The 15526-nt window shown below is 40.1% G+C and carries 13 protein-coding genes; 7 read left to right on the forward strand and 6 right to left on the reverse strand.

The genetic code is table 11. The features are described 5' to 3' along the window. Positions 1-66: 66 nt before the first annotated feature. Positions 67-1566 carry a DUF3360 family protein gene (locus tag GQR47_RS07015; RefSeq protein ID WP_165723661.1) on the reverse strand — a complete coding sequence of 500 codons (1500 nt, stop codon included), beginning with the start codon at positions 1564-1566 and terminating at the stop codon, positions 67-69. 416 nt (positions 1567-1982) lie between these two features. Here GQR47_RS07015 and GQR47_RS07020 point away from each other — a divergent pair, with 416 nt between their 5' ends. After that, the gene (locus GQR47_RS07020; protein WP_165723662.1) at positions 1983-2969 is read left to right on the forward strand and encodes a hypothetical protein; all 987 of its coding nucleotides are present in this window, start codon (positions 1983-1985) and stop codon (positions 2967-2969) included. Positions 2970-3055: 86 nt separating this feature from the next. Here GQR47_RS07020 and GQR47_RS07025 read toward each other — a convergent pair whose 3' ends face one another. Next, a complete protein-coding gene (locus GQR47_RS07025) occupies positions 3056-4681 on the reverse strand; it encodes an endonuclease (RefSeq protein WP_165723663.1) in 1626 nt (541 codons plus the stop codon). Positions 4682-4984: 303 nt separating this feature from the next. Here GQR47_RS07025 and GQR47_RS07030 point away from each other — a divergent pair, with 303 nt between their 5' ends. The 4 genes from GQR47_RS07030 (at position 4985) to GQR47_RS07045 (ending at position 10036) form a co-directional block, all read left to right on the forward strand. Further along, positions 4985-6799 (forward strand): assimilatory sulfite reductase (NADPH) flavoprotein subunit, encoded by a 1815-nt coding sequence (locus tag GQR47_RS07030; RefSeq protein ID WP_138489932.1) that lies wholly within the window; start codon positions 4985-4987, stop codon positions 6797-6799. A gap of 61 nt (positions 6800-6860) precedes the next feature. Next, positions 6861-8558, forward strand: a complete 1698-nt coding sequence (cysI, locus tag GQR47_RS07035) for an assimilatory sulfite reductase (NADPH) hemoprotein subunit (protein WP_002961104.1) — start codon at positions 6861-6863, stop codon at positions 8556-8558. 43 nt (positions 8559-8601) lie between these two features. Next, complete coding sequence (locus GQR47_RS07040) at positions 8602-9342, forward strand: phosphoadenylyl-sulfate reductase (RefSeq protein WP_002961106.1); 741 nt, start codon at positions 8602-8604, stop codon at positions 9340-9342. 145 nt (positions 9343-9487) lie between these two features. Further along, positions 9488-10036, forward strand: a complete 549-nt coding sequence (locus tag GQR47_RS07045) for a DUF4124 domain-containing protein (protein WP_154903737.1) — start codon at positions 9488-9490, stop codon at positions 10034-10036. On the opposite strand, the gene GQR47_RS07050 is transcribed toward GQR47_RS07045, so the two are convergent. From GQR47_RS07050 to GQR47_RS07065, 4 genes are all read right to left on the reverse strand, one after another. Then, the gene (locus GQR47_RS07050; RefSeq protein WP_154903738.1) at positions 10037-10291 is read right to left on the reverse strand and encodes a hypothetical protein; all 255 of its coding nucleotides are present in this window, start codon (positions 10289-10291) and stop codon (positions 10037-10039) included. Between the two features lie 119 nt (positions 10292-10410). After that, complete coding sequence (acnA, locus tag GQR47_RS07055; RefSeq protein WP_002961112.1) at positions 10411-13155, reverse strand: aconitate hydratase AcnA; 2745 nt, start codon at positions 13153-13155, stop codon at positions 10411-10413. A 205-nt stretch (positions 13156-13360) separates the two neighbouring features. Next, the gene (locus GQR47_RS07060) at positions 13361-13789 is read right to left on the reverse strand and encodes a hypothetical protein (RefSeq protein ID WP_154903739.1); all 429 of its coding nucleotides are present in this window, start codon (positions 13787-13789) and stop codon (positions 13361-13363) included. A gap of 98 nt (positions 13790-13887) precedes the next feature. After that, complete coding sequence (locus tag GQR47_RS07065) at positions 13888-14271, reverse strand: RNA-binding S4 domain-containing protein (protein WP_154903740.1); 384 nt, start codon at positions 14269-14271, stop codon at positions 13888-13890. Positions 14272-14516: 245 nt separating this feature from the next. On the opposite strand from GQR47_RS07065, the gene GQR47_RS07070 reads away from it, so the two are divergent. Then, positions 14517-14804 carry a hypothetical protein gene (locus GQR47_RS07070; RefSeq protein WP_165723664.1) on the forward strand — a complete coding sequence of 96 codons (288 nt, stop codon included), beginning with the start codon at positions 14517-14519 and terminating at the stop codon, positions 14802-14804. A gap of 56 nt (positions 14805-14860) precedes the next feature. Next, positions 14861-15526, forward strand: a complete 666-nt coding sequence (locus tag GQR47_RS07075) for a hypothetical protein (RefSeq protein ID WP_154903742.1) — start codon at positions 14861-14863, stop codon at positions 15524-15526.

Raw genomic sequence — 15526 nt, forward strand, 5'->3', positions numbered from 1 at the left:
CGTATTAAAAAGCACGGCAATTGCCGTGCTTTTTTGTGGGTAAATATTAGGATCTGTACCTAGGACTTAATGCCTAAAGTCAGCCATTAACGCAGGTATACCAGGCAACATGCCTACAATTGCCATTACAGTGGTAAGTAGCACAAACATAATAAGTGGAATCACCCAGCGGCTCATTTTAGTTAGCTCAGCGCTGCGCTCTTTGCAGCCAATAAGCCCTAAGTTATCAAGTAGCATAGTAAGCGACCAACCAAAAGCCGGATTAACCAAGGTTGAGGCAAACACCACAATAGCGGCTGATTGCGTTGTTTTGCCTTCGCGTGTCATTTCCATGCCAGCTTCAAGTAGCGGAATAAACACACCCACAATAAGCGCTACGCAGAGTACAGGCTGCCAAATGGCTAAATCCATAGGGTAACCCCATAAACCAGCAATAATACAAAATAATGCAGTTAAAATGGCGCCCGCCGGAATAGGGCGCTTAGCAATAGCGGCAGGTACAATGTAGGTTCCCCACGATGAGGTAAAGTTAGCACCACCGGCAAGTGAGCCAAATGTTTGTCTAACCGATGCGCTTAGCATTGTATCGTCGATATTCATTTGTACTTTTTCAGTACGTTGCGGATAGCTTATTTTTTGAAATACTTGATGACCTAAAAAATCAGGTGACCACATAGCAACAGCGAGCACTGCAAACGGGAGTACAACAACAAAGCTTTCAAGCGTTGGCAGGCCAAGCATCCAACCTGTGTTTTCGCCCCACCAGTATGCTGGGTTCATATTTGGTAAACCCGGTGCAGTATGAAACTCAAAGGGTGCACCTAAAGCAAAAGCAACCATGCCACCAATAAGGCAGCTTAACGGCACGGCTAACCAACGCTTTTTAAAGTGCTCCAATAGCGCATACAATAAAATGGTGGCTAAAATAACAATAAACGCAATATGCGCCATATCAATGGCTTCAGCCCAAGCAAACAGCTTTTTAACTTGCGAAATAGTACCAATAAAGCCTAAATAAATAAGTAGCCCGCCACATACACCTTTACTGGTTAGGCGCGCGAGCATACTTCCTCCTTTGGTTATGGCCAAAATAAAACCAAAGGCACCAATGAGTAAGCCAAACGCCATAGGGTGGCCGCCAGCTGCAACTACAATAGGAATTAACGGTATAAGAGGGCCGTGAGTACCAGCCAAGTTGGCTGTTGGTAAAATAAAGCCTGAAAATAAAATGATAAAAATAGAAACAATGAGTAATTCATAACGTACATTTTCTAAAACAAAGGCATCGCTTAATCCAAGAGGCGCTGCAAATGTTGCCGCAATAGCACCCACCATAACGACTTTACCAATAGTGCCCGCCATTGCTGGAATGGTGTCTTCAAATTCAAATCGGTAATCTCTAAACGGTAAATTAGGACGCCAGCGTTTAGGCTGCATAATCTGTAATTCATGTTCGAGATACTCGTCGCGAGTATTAAACTCTGAACTCGGTTTGTGAAGCTGCTCGTAGCTTTGAGCATTCTTGTGCGTGTTTGATGGTGCATCACCGGGTGGTGTAGTTTGCATGCGTTCTCCTGCAACATTGTTGCTTAATCAAATAAATACGGCTTTTGTTAAAGCAAATGAATATTGAACATGCAGGGTAGATCAGCTTTTAGGCTGCTATGTATAGGCAAAAGGTCGTGCATGGTTGTTTTTAATACAGTTAATCTGACAATCAGCTTTACGTTAAAAATTATAAAACTACACAAAATGATTTAAAATCACTATAAATCAATGGCTTGTTTTTATTTTTAAAGAATTTGATCACTGTTTATAGCGGGAAATAGTGTTAATGGCAGGTTATTATCCTTTAGTCTTAGTGGCTGTGAAAGCCGTTTTATTTCAAGCTATTTGCTTGCAGGAGCCGTTAATATTGTTTTATTTGTGGTGGAATAATACTTCTGTTACTTTCTGATTGTTAATAACAATAAAGAATAGACATGCAACTCAACTCCCCTAAATCAATTGGTATTTTACTTGGTACGCTTTACGGCATATTTATGCGGCTGTTTATAGAGCTACTTGATACTTATAATTTAAGTAGCCTAGTCTCTATATCATTTATGTTTTTAGTGCCCGTTGCAATTGGTTATATTCGTGTTCACTTTGAATTTAAGAGCTCAAAAACATTAACTAAAAGGCAAATGGTCACGATTGCTTGGCAGCCTATTTTTGTTTTTTTATTTGTAAGTGTAATTACTTTGCTTGAAGGGAGCATTTGTGTGGCTATGGCTTTGCCTGCTTTTATGTTTTTTGCCAGCATTGGTGGATTACTTGCGGGTTTTGTTAGAAAGCGTGAAATAAAAAAAGCGAATAGTTCTTTATTATCAATCGCGTTGTTACCTATATTGCTCTCACCTATTGAAGTTAACTTTTTACATTTATCAAAAACATACGAAGTAACAAATTCAATAGCTATTAACGCGCCCATCAATGTTGTGTGGCAGCAGTTAGCTAATGTGAGTGACATAAAACCACAGGAAGTGCCTTTTTCACTCACTCAATTAATTGGTGTACCAAAGCCATTAAAGGCAAGTATGAATGCAAGCGGTATAGGCGCTGTTCGCACAAGTACTTGGCAAAAAGGGGTTATATTTAAAGAAGTTATTACGGACTGGCAACCAAATAAACAGATGCTTTATAGATTTGACATAGACCCAGATGCTATTCCCGATGACGCACTCGATAAACACGTAAAACTTGGCGGTGAATACTTTTCTCCACTTTACGGTGGTTATCAGCTAAGTGAAGATAAAAGCGGCAATACGATTTTAACGTTAAAAACGACCGTGCAAGATAATACAAATTTTGGTGTTTATTCGCGAATATGGGGTGAGGTGATATTTCAAGATTTTCATCATTCACTTTTAACGTTGATGAAAAACAGAGCTGAAAAATCACTTATTGCAGCTGTTTCTTATAATTAGCTTAAAGCATTGTGTTTATAAAAATATTACACGCTAAAAGGTAAAGCCTTTGCATTTGCAAAGGCTTTTGTTTTAACTGCTAACTTTTACCAAATCATTTCTACAAATTCAGGGTGGTCGATATACGGGTTACGATTACCTTGAAATTCAAAGGCTGCTTGGTTACGGTCAAGTTCCATTTGGCTTACAGGATCGCTGTTATGCCAGTTAAGCAGCATGGCTACAACCCAGCTTTCAAACACTTGGTTGCTTGAACCATTAAGCACAGCATTACTTGAGGTCGTTTTGGTTTGCCAAGTGCCTATTACATTTTCGTAGCGCGTTGCCATGTAAAAATAAGCACGTGCAAAGTCACCTTTAAATTCGTCAATTGGCTCAAATACAGTACCTGAGTAATTTAATGAACTTGAGGCAGAACCTAATTTACTTCCGTTAGTTGATGTAAATGAAGCGCTTGCTACTTCACCAAATGGGAAGTTACTACGTTTTGAGTTTACATAACCGTCGGTTGCGTAAATATGATGCACATCTGAGTTCATTGGTTCAATAGTGCCGCCAAACCAGCTTTTAGGAAATGAATGTTCACGGTTGTAACAACCGCCTTCTCCACTATAGTTACCACATTGATCGCTCACCGCAGTATAATTGTAGCTATCTGAGCCGTTTGGTTTTTCGCTATACATATCTAAAATGCTGTTATCGTTTTCAAAGTATTTATCACGTGCAGATGAGTCGTAAAAATTCCAAATAGCTGAGTAACCCTGTGCATTATGATCTTTAATAATATTATAAAGCTCAGTTTTTAGTGCATAACCTGATAACCCTTGAGCAGTAACATAGTAGCCAGTGGGTGTCGGGTTGGTCCCGCCGCCATCACCAGAGCCACTACCTAAAGTAAATGCCGTGCTGTCTGTATTATTAAAACTTGCACCGTTAGCAAGTGTGGTAGAGCCTTGCTTAAGCGCATAACTGCCACTACCTGTTGAACAACACATACCATCGCCGTAACTGTCGCTAATAACAAGTGTGTAAGTACCATCAGTTAGGCATATTTGCTCATCATACTGAGTGTTTGATGCGTAACCACTGCCGTTAGCAACAGCGCTACCTTGATTATTATTAACGGCCCAGCTAGTTTCGCTACCGTAATTATCGGTGTTAAGCGTTAAAGTAAGGCTATTGTCGGTGCAACTTGTTGATGCGTTGCCATCAGTATTTGGTAAAAAGTTATCTACGTATACGGTTTCGCTGCCATCAAATCCACTTACATCGTAAAACCTAAGCCCAACACTAATTGTTTTATCACTGCTTGCTGTATAGCTATGGCTAATTGTTTGCCATTGGTTAGTTTGTGCTTGATTTGAATAGCCTTGATAGCCATCTACATATAAGCGCGCTTTAATTTTACCTTCGGTGTGGTAAACATCAGCCGAAAAGTTATAGGTTTTACCAGCTTCTACAGCAACCTGTTGTAGTAAATCAGTGTTACTTTGCGATCCTGTTGTTACATTGACAGCAGCAGAGCTACTACCGCTTTTAACTGTACTAGTTGAGCGCGTTAAGCTGATTCCGCTATCAATAGTGCTCCAAGAGCTAGGTGTATTACCTGACCATTGTTCAAATCCGCCATTAGCTACATTGGCCATTACAGGTAATGAGCCAAGTAACAAAGCGGTACTAAGTAGATTATTTTTATATTTCCCGTGTAACATAGTTGTTCCTATTTTTATTTTGAATGAAGAATATACCCTACATTAGTTAGGTTACAAAATTGTTAATTTAAAGTGCAGTAAAAAGCAATAACAAGTCTTTAATCTGTTTTTGAAGGTATTTTTATAAATTAATAACTAAATGGAATATCAAAGCAGATTCTATTCTTTTTTTATCTATGCTGAGCCCGTTATCCTACTAACTTAGAAAACCTCAACAGATACGCTCTGGATGAGGTAAAACTCATTTTTAACAATACACAAAGTGTGTTGTGTTTAATTTTCAGGGTTATGGGGAATCGATTCATGTTGTTAGGTCAACTAAATGCTGCGGCAAGCCCGCTATCGCAAGATCAAGTACAAAAGCTGCAAGGTTTAGTGGCTGAACTTAATCCAATTCAACAAGCGTGGGTAAGTGGTTACTTAGCTGCAAATGCTAATTCAGCTGCGTTAGGTGCTCCTACGGCAGGCGTACCGGCTGCGGGTGATGCAGCAGCGCTAACTATTTTATATGGTTCGCAAACAGGTAACGCAAAAGGTGTAGCTACCAAAATGAAAGAGCAGGCTGAGTCGCGAGGCTTAGCAGTTAAGCTTGTTAGCATGTCAGATTACAAACCAACAGCCCTGAAAAAAGAAAAGTTTTTAACTATCGTTGTATCTACTTACGGCGAAGGTGAGCCACCAGAAGACGCAGAAACACTCCACGAATTTTTAGCCACTAAAAAAGCGCCAAAACTAGACGATGTGAAAATAGCGGTTATTGGCTTAGGTGATTCTAGCTATGAGTTTTTCTGCCAGACAGCAAAAGATTTTGAAGAGCGTTTAAATAAACTCGGTGCACAAACTATCTATCAACGTGCTGATTTAGATGTAGATTACGAAGATGAAGCCGCTACGTGGATCGCCGGTGCAGTTGATGCATTTGAACCTGATTTAAAAGCGCAGCAAGAAGCCGCTGGTGGTCAAGTTGTATCAATGCCATTTGGCGCTCCTACCTCTGCAGCAAGCCAATATACAAAACAAAATCCATTTGAAGCAGAGCTATTAACTGTTCAAAAAATTACCGGTCGCGACTCGACTAAAGATGTACGCCACGTTGAAATTTCGCTTGAAGGTTCTGACATTACTTACACGCCAGGTGATTCATTAGGTGTGTACTTTTTAAATGACGATGTATTAGTTGATGAAGTACTTACACTTACTCAAATAGATGCAACAAGCATTGTAAAAGTAGGTGATGAAGAGCTAAGCGTACGCGATGCACTTATTGAAAAACTAGAGCTGACTCAGTCGTACCCAGGTTTTGTAGAAAAATACGCAACAGCAACAGGTACGCCTGAATTATTAAAGCTTGTAGAAGATAAAGCGGCAATGCGTGCGTATATTGAACCTCGCCAAATATTTGATGTGATTCGCCAAAATCCAGCAAAGATTGATGCGCAAACATTAGTAGATTGCCTACGTAAACTACAAGCTCGTTTGTACTCAATTGCATCTAGCCAAGCTGAGGTTGAAGACGAAGTACATTTAACACTAGGTCTAGTGCAGTTTGATGCATTTGATAGCGAGCATTTAGGTGGCTGTACTGGTTACTTAACTCGTCGTGCAGAAGAAGGTTGTAAAGTTAAAGTATTTAGCGAACACAACGACAATTTCCGCCTACCAACTAACGATGATACACCGGTGATTATGGTTGGTCCTGGTACGGGTATTGCGCCGTTCCGTGCATTTTTACAAGAGCGTGATTCGCGTGAAGCGCAAGGCAAAAACTGGTTGTTCTTTGGTAACCCACATTTCACTCAAGACTTTTTATACCAAGTAGAAATACAGGGTTATTTAAAATCGGGTTTACTTAACAAAGTAGATGTTGCATTTAGCCGTGACCAAGCAGAAAAAGTATACGTACAAGACAAATTACGCAGTAACAGTAAAGACGTGTTTGAGTGGTTAGAAGCCGGCGCTCACTTTTATATTTGTGGCGATGCAAATCGCATGGCAAAAGATGTACACAACGCCTTGGTTGATATCGTTAAAGAAAACACAGGCAAGAGCAATGAAGACGCAGAGCAATATTTAAAAGATTTGCGTAGCGCAAACCGCTATCAGAAAGACGTGTATTAATCACGTTTCTTATTTTATTTAACAGCTAGCAGCCGTCACTGTAACAAATTTAGGATTTAAAATGAGCGAACAAGATAAAAACGTAAAACTTTCTGATAACGAACGTTTGAAAAGAGAAAGTAACTTTTTACGTGGCACCATAGAGCAAGATTTAAAAGACGAAATTACCGGTGGTTTTACTGCCGATAACTTTCAGTTAATACGTTTTCATGGCATGTACCAACAAGATGACCGCGATATACGTGGTGAGCGTGCTAAGCAAAAGCTAGAGCCGCTACATAATGTAATGTTACGTGCACGTATGCCTGGCGGTATTATTAAGCCAGAGCAGTGGTTAGCAATTGATAAGTTTGCTGATGAAAAAACAAGCTACGGCAGCATTCGTCTAACTACGCGTCAAACGTTTCAGTTTCATGGTGTATTAAAGCCGAATATTAAAGGCATGCACCAAATGCTTAACAGCGTAGGTATAGACTCTATTGCAACTGCGGGCGATGTTAACCGTAACGTGCTTTGTACTACTAACCCTGTTGAGTCTGAGTTACACCAAGAAGCTTACGACTGGGCTGCAAAAATTTCTGAACATTTATTACCAAAAACGAAAGCGTATGCTGAAATTTGGCTAAATGGCGAAAAGGCAGAAACCACAGAAGAGCCAATTTTAGGATCTAACTACTTACCGCGTAAATTTAAAACAACGGTAACCATTCCGCCTAATAACGAAGTTGATGTGCATGCGAATGACTTAAACTTTGTGGCAATTGCTGATAACGGAAAGCTTGTTGGCTTTAACGTACTTGTTGGTGGTGGCCTTGCCATGACTCACGGTGATACGGCTACGTATCCGCGTAAGGCTGATGACTTTGGCTTTATTACGCTCGAAGATACCTTAAAAATTGCAGAGCATGTTGTATCTGTGCAGCGCGATTGGGGTAATCGTTCAAACCGTAAAAATGCAAAAACTAAATACACATTAGACCGTGTTGGCGTTGATGTATTTAAAGCAGAAGTTGAAAAGCGCTCAGGCGTTACGTTTGCACCAAGCCGTCCGTTTGAGTTTACTCATCGTGGCGACCGCATTGGTTGGGTTGAAGGCATTGATGGTAAGCACCACTTAACGCTATTTATTCAAAGTGGTCGTATTTTAGACTACCCAGGCAAGCCGCTTAAAACAGGTTGTCGTAAAATCGCAGAAGTTCACCAAGGTGACATGCGTATGACGGCAAACCAAAACTTAATTATTGCTGGCGTACCTGCAGATCAAAAAGCCGTGATTGAAGAGATTGCACGTAGCCATGGCCTGATTGACGACAAAGATTCGCAGCAGCGTAAAAATTCTATGGCGTGTGTTTCACTGCCAACGTGCCCACTTGCAATGGCCGAAGCAGAGCGTTACTTACCAAGCCTAGTAGAAAAAACTGAAGCATTACTTGCCAAGCACGGTATACCAGATGACAGCATTATTATGCGCGTTGTAGGTTGCCCTAACGGTTGTGGCCGCGCAATGCTTGCAGAAGCTGGTTTAGTGGGTAAAGGCCCAGGTAAGTACAACGTTTACCTAGGTGGTAATTTAGAAGGTACACGTATTCCTAAATTGTACCTTGAGAACGTAGGCGAAGACGTTTACCTAGAAGCATTCGATAAGCTCATTGGGCAATGGGCAAAAGAGCGTAACGATGGTGAGTGTTTTGGTGACTTTGTTATACGCAAAGGCATAGTTGCTGAAGTAAAAGTATCAGTAACCGATTTTCACGCTTAATTAAATACCAGCGCCAAAGCGCTGGTGAGGTTTGGAATTTACCATGAGTGAATTTAAAAACATTTTACAGCTAGATAAACAAAGCCAAGCGGCTATGTTAGCTGATGCTAATGGTTTGCTAGCGAATATGAGCGCAGAACAGCGTGTTGCATGGGCGCTTGATAACTTGCCTAATACGGCTTTTTTATCATCTAGCTTTGGTATTCAAGCGGCAGTAATGCTGCATTTAATGACCTCACAACGTCCAGATATTCCCGTTGTATTAACCGATACAGGCTATTTATTTCCTGAAACGTATCAGTTTATTGAACAAATGAGTGAGCGTTTATCACTTAACTTAAAGGTGTATAGAGCGCAGCTAAGCCCAGCATGGCAAGAAGCTAAGTTTGGCAAGTTGTGGGAGCAAGGCGAGGACGGCATTAAGCAATATAACCAGCTTAATAAAGTTGAGCCGATGACCCGCGCACTTAAAGAGATCGAAGCGGGCACGTGGTTTAGTGGTTTGCGTCGCGATCAATCATCTACACGTGCTGATAAACAGTTTGTAGAAATAAGCCGTGGTACCGTTAAAGTGTACCCGATTATTGAATGGTCTAACCGCGACGTGTATCAGTACCTGACTAAGCATGATTTACCTTACCACCCATTATGGGAACAAGGTTATGTATCGATGGGTGACGTACATACAACACGTAAATTAGAACCAGGAATGACAGAGGAAGAAACTCGCTTTTTTGGCTTAAACCGAGAATGCGGACTGCACATGGATGGTGACGGTATTTAACGTCACTACGATGTAGTTAAATCGCAAATAAAAACGCAGCTTCGGCTGCGTTTTTATTTTCTTTTATTCGGGTACAAAAAATTGCCTAATTAAGTATTTTTTATTAGACTCAAGGCATTAAAGGATTAATTAAAGCAGGAACGCTATGAAATACTTTACCTACTTAGCTATATCAATTATGGCTATTGCAGTCATCTCTTTGTTTTATCTAAAAAAGCCCGATGGTCAAACATGGCTTTCTGCATCATCAATTAGCAGTGAATCTCAGCAAATTAAAGAAAGAATGGTCGCGCTATCTAGCAGTACTTTGGACCAAGCAGTGCAGGGCGTTCAGCAAGCTGGCGATAAAATTGCGAGCAGTATTTCTGATGAACCAATTGCTGCAAATGCTACCCCAAGTGGTAAAATTTTTAAGTGGCAAGACGAAACAGGCCAATGGCACTTTTCTGATACACCTAACCCGCATGTAAAAAGTATTGAAGTAAAACTCGATCCTAAAGATATTACAGTTATTGCTGCAGAAGACACGTCTATTTTAAATACCTCTTCAACTCCAAACACAATATCGGCTGCACCAGAGGGGATCAGTATTTTGAACCCAGATTCGGTTAAAAAGCTATTTAATGACGCCGAAAATGTAAAAGACAAACTAGAAAAACGTAATAAAGAAATTAATAATTTAAGTGCACTTTAATTATTTAGAATGAGTGCTTTTATGGTTTTTTAAATAACGTTTTTCGGCTTCCATCAATAATACTGTTAAATATATTTTAGTGGGAAGCGACAGCAGCACGCCTACAGCAATGCATGCCGTCGCTGTAATTATTCCTTTAATACCATGCTCGACAGTAAAGTAGTTCGACACAATTAAAGTATGGCCAGTCACGATAAGGCACAACCCAAGCATTATTGTTGTTTTAAGCAGCCTAATTATCATTGTTTGCGACATAGTTACCTCAGTAGGCACGCTTTAAATGTTTAGCATTGATTTAAGACAACAAACAACACATATAAAAAAGCCCAGCTTATTACTAAGCTGGGCTTTTAAATGATTAACTACTGTCTTTGTTAGTCGAGCATATTACGCAGTACATATTGTAAAATGCCGCCGTGTTTGTAGTAATCCCACTCTTTAGGGGTATCAATACGTACGTCTGCACTCAAGGTTACTTTTTTACCTTCGGCATTTGTGGCAATAACGGTAACTTCATCGGTTTTATCGTACAGGCCATCAATATCAAATTGTTCTTGCCCTGTTAACCCATGTGTCTCGTAGCTTTCACCCTCTTTAAATTGCAGCGGTAATACACCCATACCAATTAAGTTAGAGCGATGAATACGTTCATAGCTTTGTGCTACAACGGCTTTAACGCCTAATAAAAGTGAACCTTTAGCAGCCCAGTCACGAGATGAACCCGTGCCATATTCTTTGCCCGCTAAAATAATGAGTGGAGTATTATTTTTTTGATACTCCATTGCTGCATCATAAATGCTCTCTAGCGTATCGCCGGGTTGAGTACGTGTTACGCCGCCCTCAGTACCAGGAGCTAGTAAGTTTTTAAGGCGCACATTAGCGAACGTTCCTCGCATCATTACTTCGTGATTACCACGGCGTGAGCCGTACGAGTTAAATTGCGCTTTATCTACACCTTTCTCTTGCAAGTATAAACCTGCTGGCGCTTCTGCTTTAATAGCACCCGCTGGAGAAATATGGTCAGTGGTTACTGAATCCCCAAGTTTAGCTAAGCAACGTGCACCTTCGATAGAAGGAATGCCCGGTGGTTCTACTTTCATACCATCAAAAAAGGGTGCTTTTTTAATGTAGGTAGATGCATCATCCCAATCGTAAAGTTTGCCATCCGGTATTTTAATTTGCTGCCAACGGCTATCGCCTTCGTAAACGTTAGCGTAGCTTTTTTCAAACATTTCTTTAGTTACGGTTTCTTTAACTAAGTCACTTACTTCTTTAACGCTTGGCCAAATGTTTTTAAGGTAAATATCGTTACCGTTAGCATCTTGAGCAAGGGGTTCGTTGTATACATCAATATCGGTTCTACCTGCAATGGCATAAGCTACAACAAGCGGAGGAGAGGCTAAAAAGTTCATTTTAACATCTTGGTGAATACGCCCTTCAAAGTTACGATTACCCGATAAAATAGAGCTCACTACTAATTTATGTTTTTGAATCGCGTCTGATATTTCAGTTGCAAGTGGCCCTGAATTACCAATACACGTAGTACAGCCGTAGCCAACTAAGTTAAAGCCTAGGCTTTCTAGGTCATCCATCAGGCCAGCTTTTTCTAGGTAGTCGGTAACTACTTTTGATCCTGGAGCAAGTGATGTTTTAACCCAAGGTTTTACATTAATGCCTAACTGTTTTGCTTTTTTAGCAACCAAACCAGCAGCTAAAATAACACTTGGATTAGAGGTGTTGGTACAGCTGGTAATTGCGGCAATAACACAAGCGCCATCGTTTAGCTCAAACTCTTGGCCTTTAAATTTAACCTTAGCGGCACCCATAAACTGCGCTTCGTTAACTGGCTCATCTGGATTTGTTGTCGGCCCTTCACTCTCAATACGAGCTTGTTCTTCATCGCTTTTATCACGACGAGCCATACGTTCGTCTTGGAAGCCTTTTAAATGATCGCCAATAACTTTGCCAGCTTCGTTTAAGGCAATCCTATCTTGTGGGCGTTTAGGGCCTGCAAGGCTTGGTACAACGTCATCTAATTTAAGCTCAAGTGTATCGGTATAATTAGCTTCGTCGCCATCGTTACGCCATAAGCCTTGATGCTTAGCGTAATCTTCAATTACTTTTAAGTGTTTTTCGTCGCGGTTTGTTAAGCGAAGGTAGTTAATGGTCTCATCATCAATTGGGAAAATACCACATGTAGCGCCGTATTCTGGTGCCATATTGGCTATGGTTGCTCTATCGGCAAGTGGTAGGTCGGCAAGGCCGTCACCATAAAATTCTACAAATTTACCCACTACGCCATGATTACGCAGTATTTCGGTTACTGTTAACACTAAATCGGTTGCGGTAGTACCTTCAGGTAAACGTCCGCTTAGCTTCATACCTACTACTTGTGGAATGAGTAAGCTAATTGGCTGACCAAGCATGGCTGCTTCAGCTTCAATGCCGCCTACACCCCAACCAAGCACGCCTAAGCCATTAATCATGGTGGTGTGAGAGTCAGTCCCTACAAGCGTATCTGGGTAAGCGAATTTTTTGCCGTCGCGCTCTTCATTAAAAACAACGCGCGCTAAGTATTCTAGGTTTACTTGGTGAACAATACCGGTTGCTGGTGGCACTACTTTTAAATTATCAAAAGCGGTTTGTCCCCAACGTAAAAATTCGTAACGTTCTTTATTTCGGTCGTACTCAAGTTTTGCATTTAAATCAAATGCACCATCATTTCCGTAGCCATCTACTTGTACCGAATGGTCAATCACAAGTTCAGCAGGCGATAACGGGTTTATTTTTGCAGGATCTCCACCTAGCTTTTCCATTGCGTCACGCATCGCGGCTAAATCTACAATAGCGGGTACGCCGGTAAAATCTTGCATAACAACACGGGCGGGGGTAAAGGCAACTTCAGATGCAGGCTTTGCTTGAGGATCCCAATTAAGAAGGGCTTGAATGTCTTGTTCTTTTATATTTACGCCATCTTCGTTACGAAGAAGGTTTTCAAGTAGTACTTTTAAGGAAAAGGGCAATCGTTTCGCTTTGTCGCCAAGTCCTTTTAGAGAATGAATATGATATTGCTCACCATTTATTGTGAGCTGATGTTGGGTATCGAAACTATTATTCATTATTTGCCCCTTTATGAATTATAAAAATGTTTTGAAGAGTGACCTCTGTAGTGTTCGAGTTGCAAAGTACATACCAGTGTAAAAAATCGCGTTTAGAGAACGAATTTTATACAGTTATTATAGTAGAGATGATGCTGAAAAATTTAATTTCAAGAGATGATTTAAAAGAAGAGATAGGGTCAAAAGTTATTTCGACCCTTATTAATTACTGTAACCAACCTTGTTGCTTACCTTTAATACTCAAGCAAAGTAAAGCGATGGCAATAATGATTACAAAAATAGGCATAAATACCGCACTTGCGCCAAGTAGCTCAATACTATTTATGACCACAAAATTATAATATTGCTGAATTAAAATAGCGCCGAGCGATAGCGAAAAAGTAGGTGTTGCCAGCGCGTTTTTAGCAAGTAAAAACAGACAACCCAAAGTGCTTCCAAATACAGCTACAGCAAATGCAATGGTTGACCAAAGAGGGATGTCAGAGTAGGCAGCTTGTTGATCTAACGGAAGTTTACCTATCATTTCGGGTGTCATCATCATGTGCATAGCAAATGCAATAACGCCAAGTAAGTTCCATACGAGTGCCGCCCATACAACGGGTTTAAACCAATTTTTAGGTGTGTTTACAGACATTTTATAACCTTGTTTTTATTATTAATTAGGTTATTAAAGAGTAAAAAGGCCAACTATACAAGTTGGCCTTTTTATATAAAAAGAGTGCTTTTAAATGCTTAACCAAATGAAATAGGACGACGACCTGTTTTATCATCTACTTTTGGTTTTTTAGTTCGCTTACGCTTACTTTTAGCTGGTTGATTTGTTGGTTGTGGTGCAACTTGCTTTGACTCTGCTTGAGTTTGTACCGCAGGTTTTTCTACAGGGATTGCATCTTCACTTAGTGAGAGTTTAAAAAACTCACCATCAAACTCTAGTACATCACCACTGTATAATTTTTTCCGTTTAATTGTACAAATTTCATGGTTAACACCCACATAGCCTTCAGTAATTAGGTTTTTAGCTTGGCCGCCACCTTCAACTAAGTTTAGTACTTTTAATAATTTACAGAGCTCAATCGGCTCTTCTTCTAATTCTATTTCTATGTATTCTTCGTTCATATTTGCTCTCGGTGGGGTAACGCACAAGCTGTAGTATAAAGGCTTGCAGCTACTTTTGCACCAAAGCAAGTAACTTTAGCTAATTGTAATAGGGAAATAACGACGAAAGTTTTTATGTATTTTATCTGTCTTTAAAAAAACTGAAGCAATTGAAGAGTAATCTTTGCAGCAGTTAATTTTACGTATGGCCTGCTAATTGCTAAAACTTTGGCGGAATAAATATTTTTCATTAAATGGAGTAGGAAATGGGCGTAAGATTAGCAATGAAAAAAGAGCTAATGGGCTTAGATAATTCAGATATGTTGACCGCAGATGATGTTAGGTCACATCTTACTAATCAAGTAAAAGAGCAAAAGGAAAATGCTGAGCGCGGTTTTTCTGTAATTTCAAAATTCAATGATACCCATAGCCGTTTAGTTAGTGGTGATGCCACGAGAAAAACAAAACTTGAATTTGAACGTCATCGTTTATTTAAAGAAGTTTTATATACTCGCAAAAGTGTTGATGCTTGGTTAGATAGCCAAACAAATTAAATTGCGATAAATAGTTACCTTTAATAGACTACAATTGTAATCAAAAAGGGGTAACTATGAAAAGTGGAATTTTAATATGTGTGTTGGCATTACTATTAGCTGCGTGCCAACAACCTACCGTGTATGTATTTAGTGAAAACTTGCAAGATGAACAGCGCAACCAGCTCGATGCTGCGCTAAAAGCACAATCGCTCCCTTATGAATATGTAGAGCTGGCAATCCCACCTGATTTTGGTGAAGCCACATTACTCTTATCAAGTGATAAGATTTATCCTAAAGAAACTGAGCAACTTGCGGCTATAATGCAAGAGCTGGGTTACAAGCCACAAGTTAACTACACGACTCGTTCAAATCACTTTTATGGTGATGGCAATATAGGCTTTTATTTAAAGAATATAGTGGCGGGTACTACCTTTGTTATGCCTAAAAAGTTACGAACAACTCAATGCAGCGAAGAGAAGTACAATGATTTACTTGTCACATTTACAGATAAATATGCTGACTTTAGTTTACCCAGTGGCGCTGTTGTAAGGTTAGGTTGGGAGTTTTTATACGGTTACGTTGTTATTTATTATAAAACCTATTCGCAAACATATCGTCATTCACAGCCGTTTGTAAATACCCCCTTTGGTGCCAAGCCTTCAGATACTTACACTTTTACTGCGCACGTTAATAAGCCCAGTTGGCTTGATTGCTCATTGCAAATTGTTTATATGGATTGA

It is taken from the genome of Pseudoalteromonas sp. Z1A2, assembly GCF_011378755.1.
Classification (GTDB): Bacteria; Pseudomonadota; Gammaproteobacteria; order Enterobacterales; family Alteromonadaceae; genus Pseudoalteromonas; species Pseudoalteromonas distincta.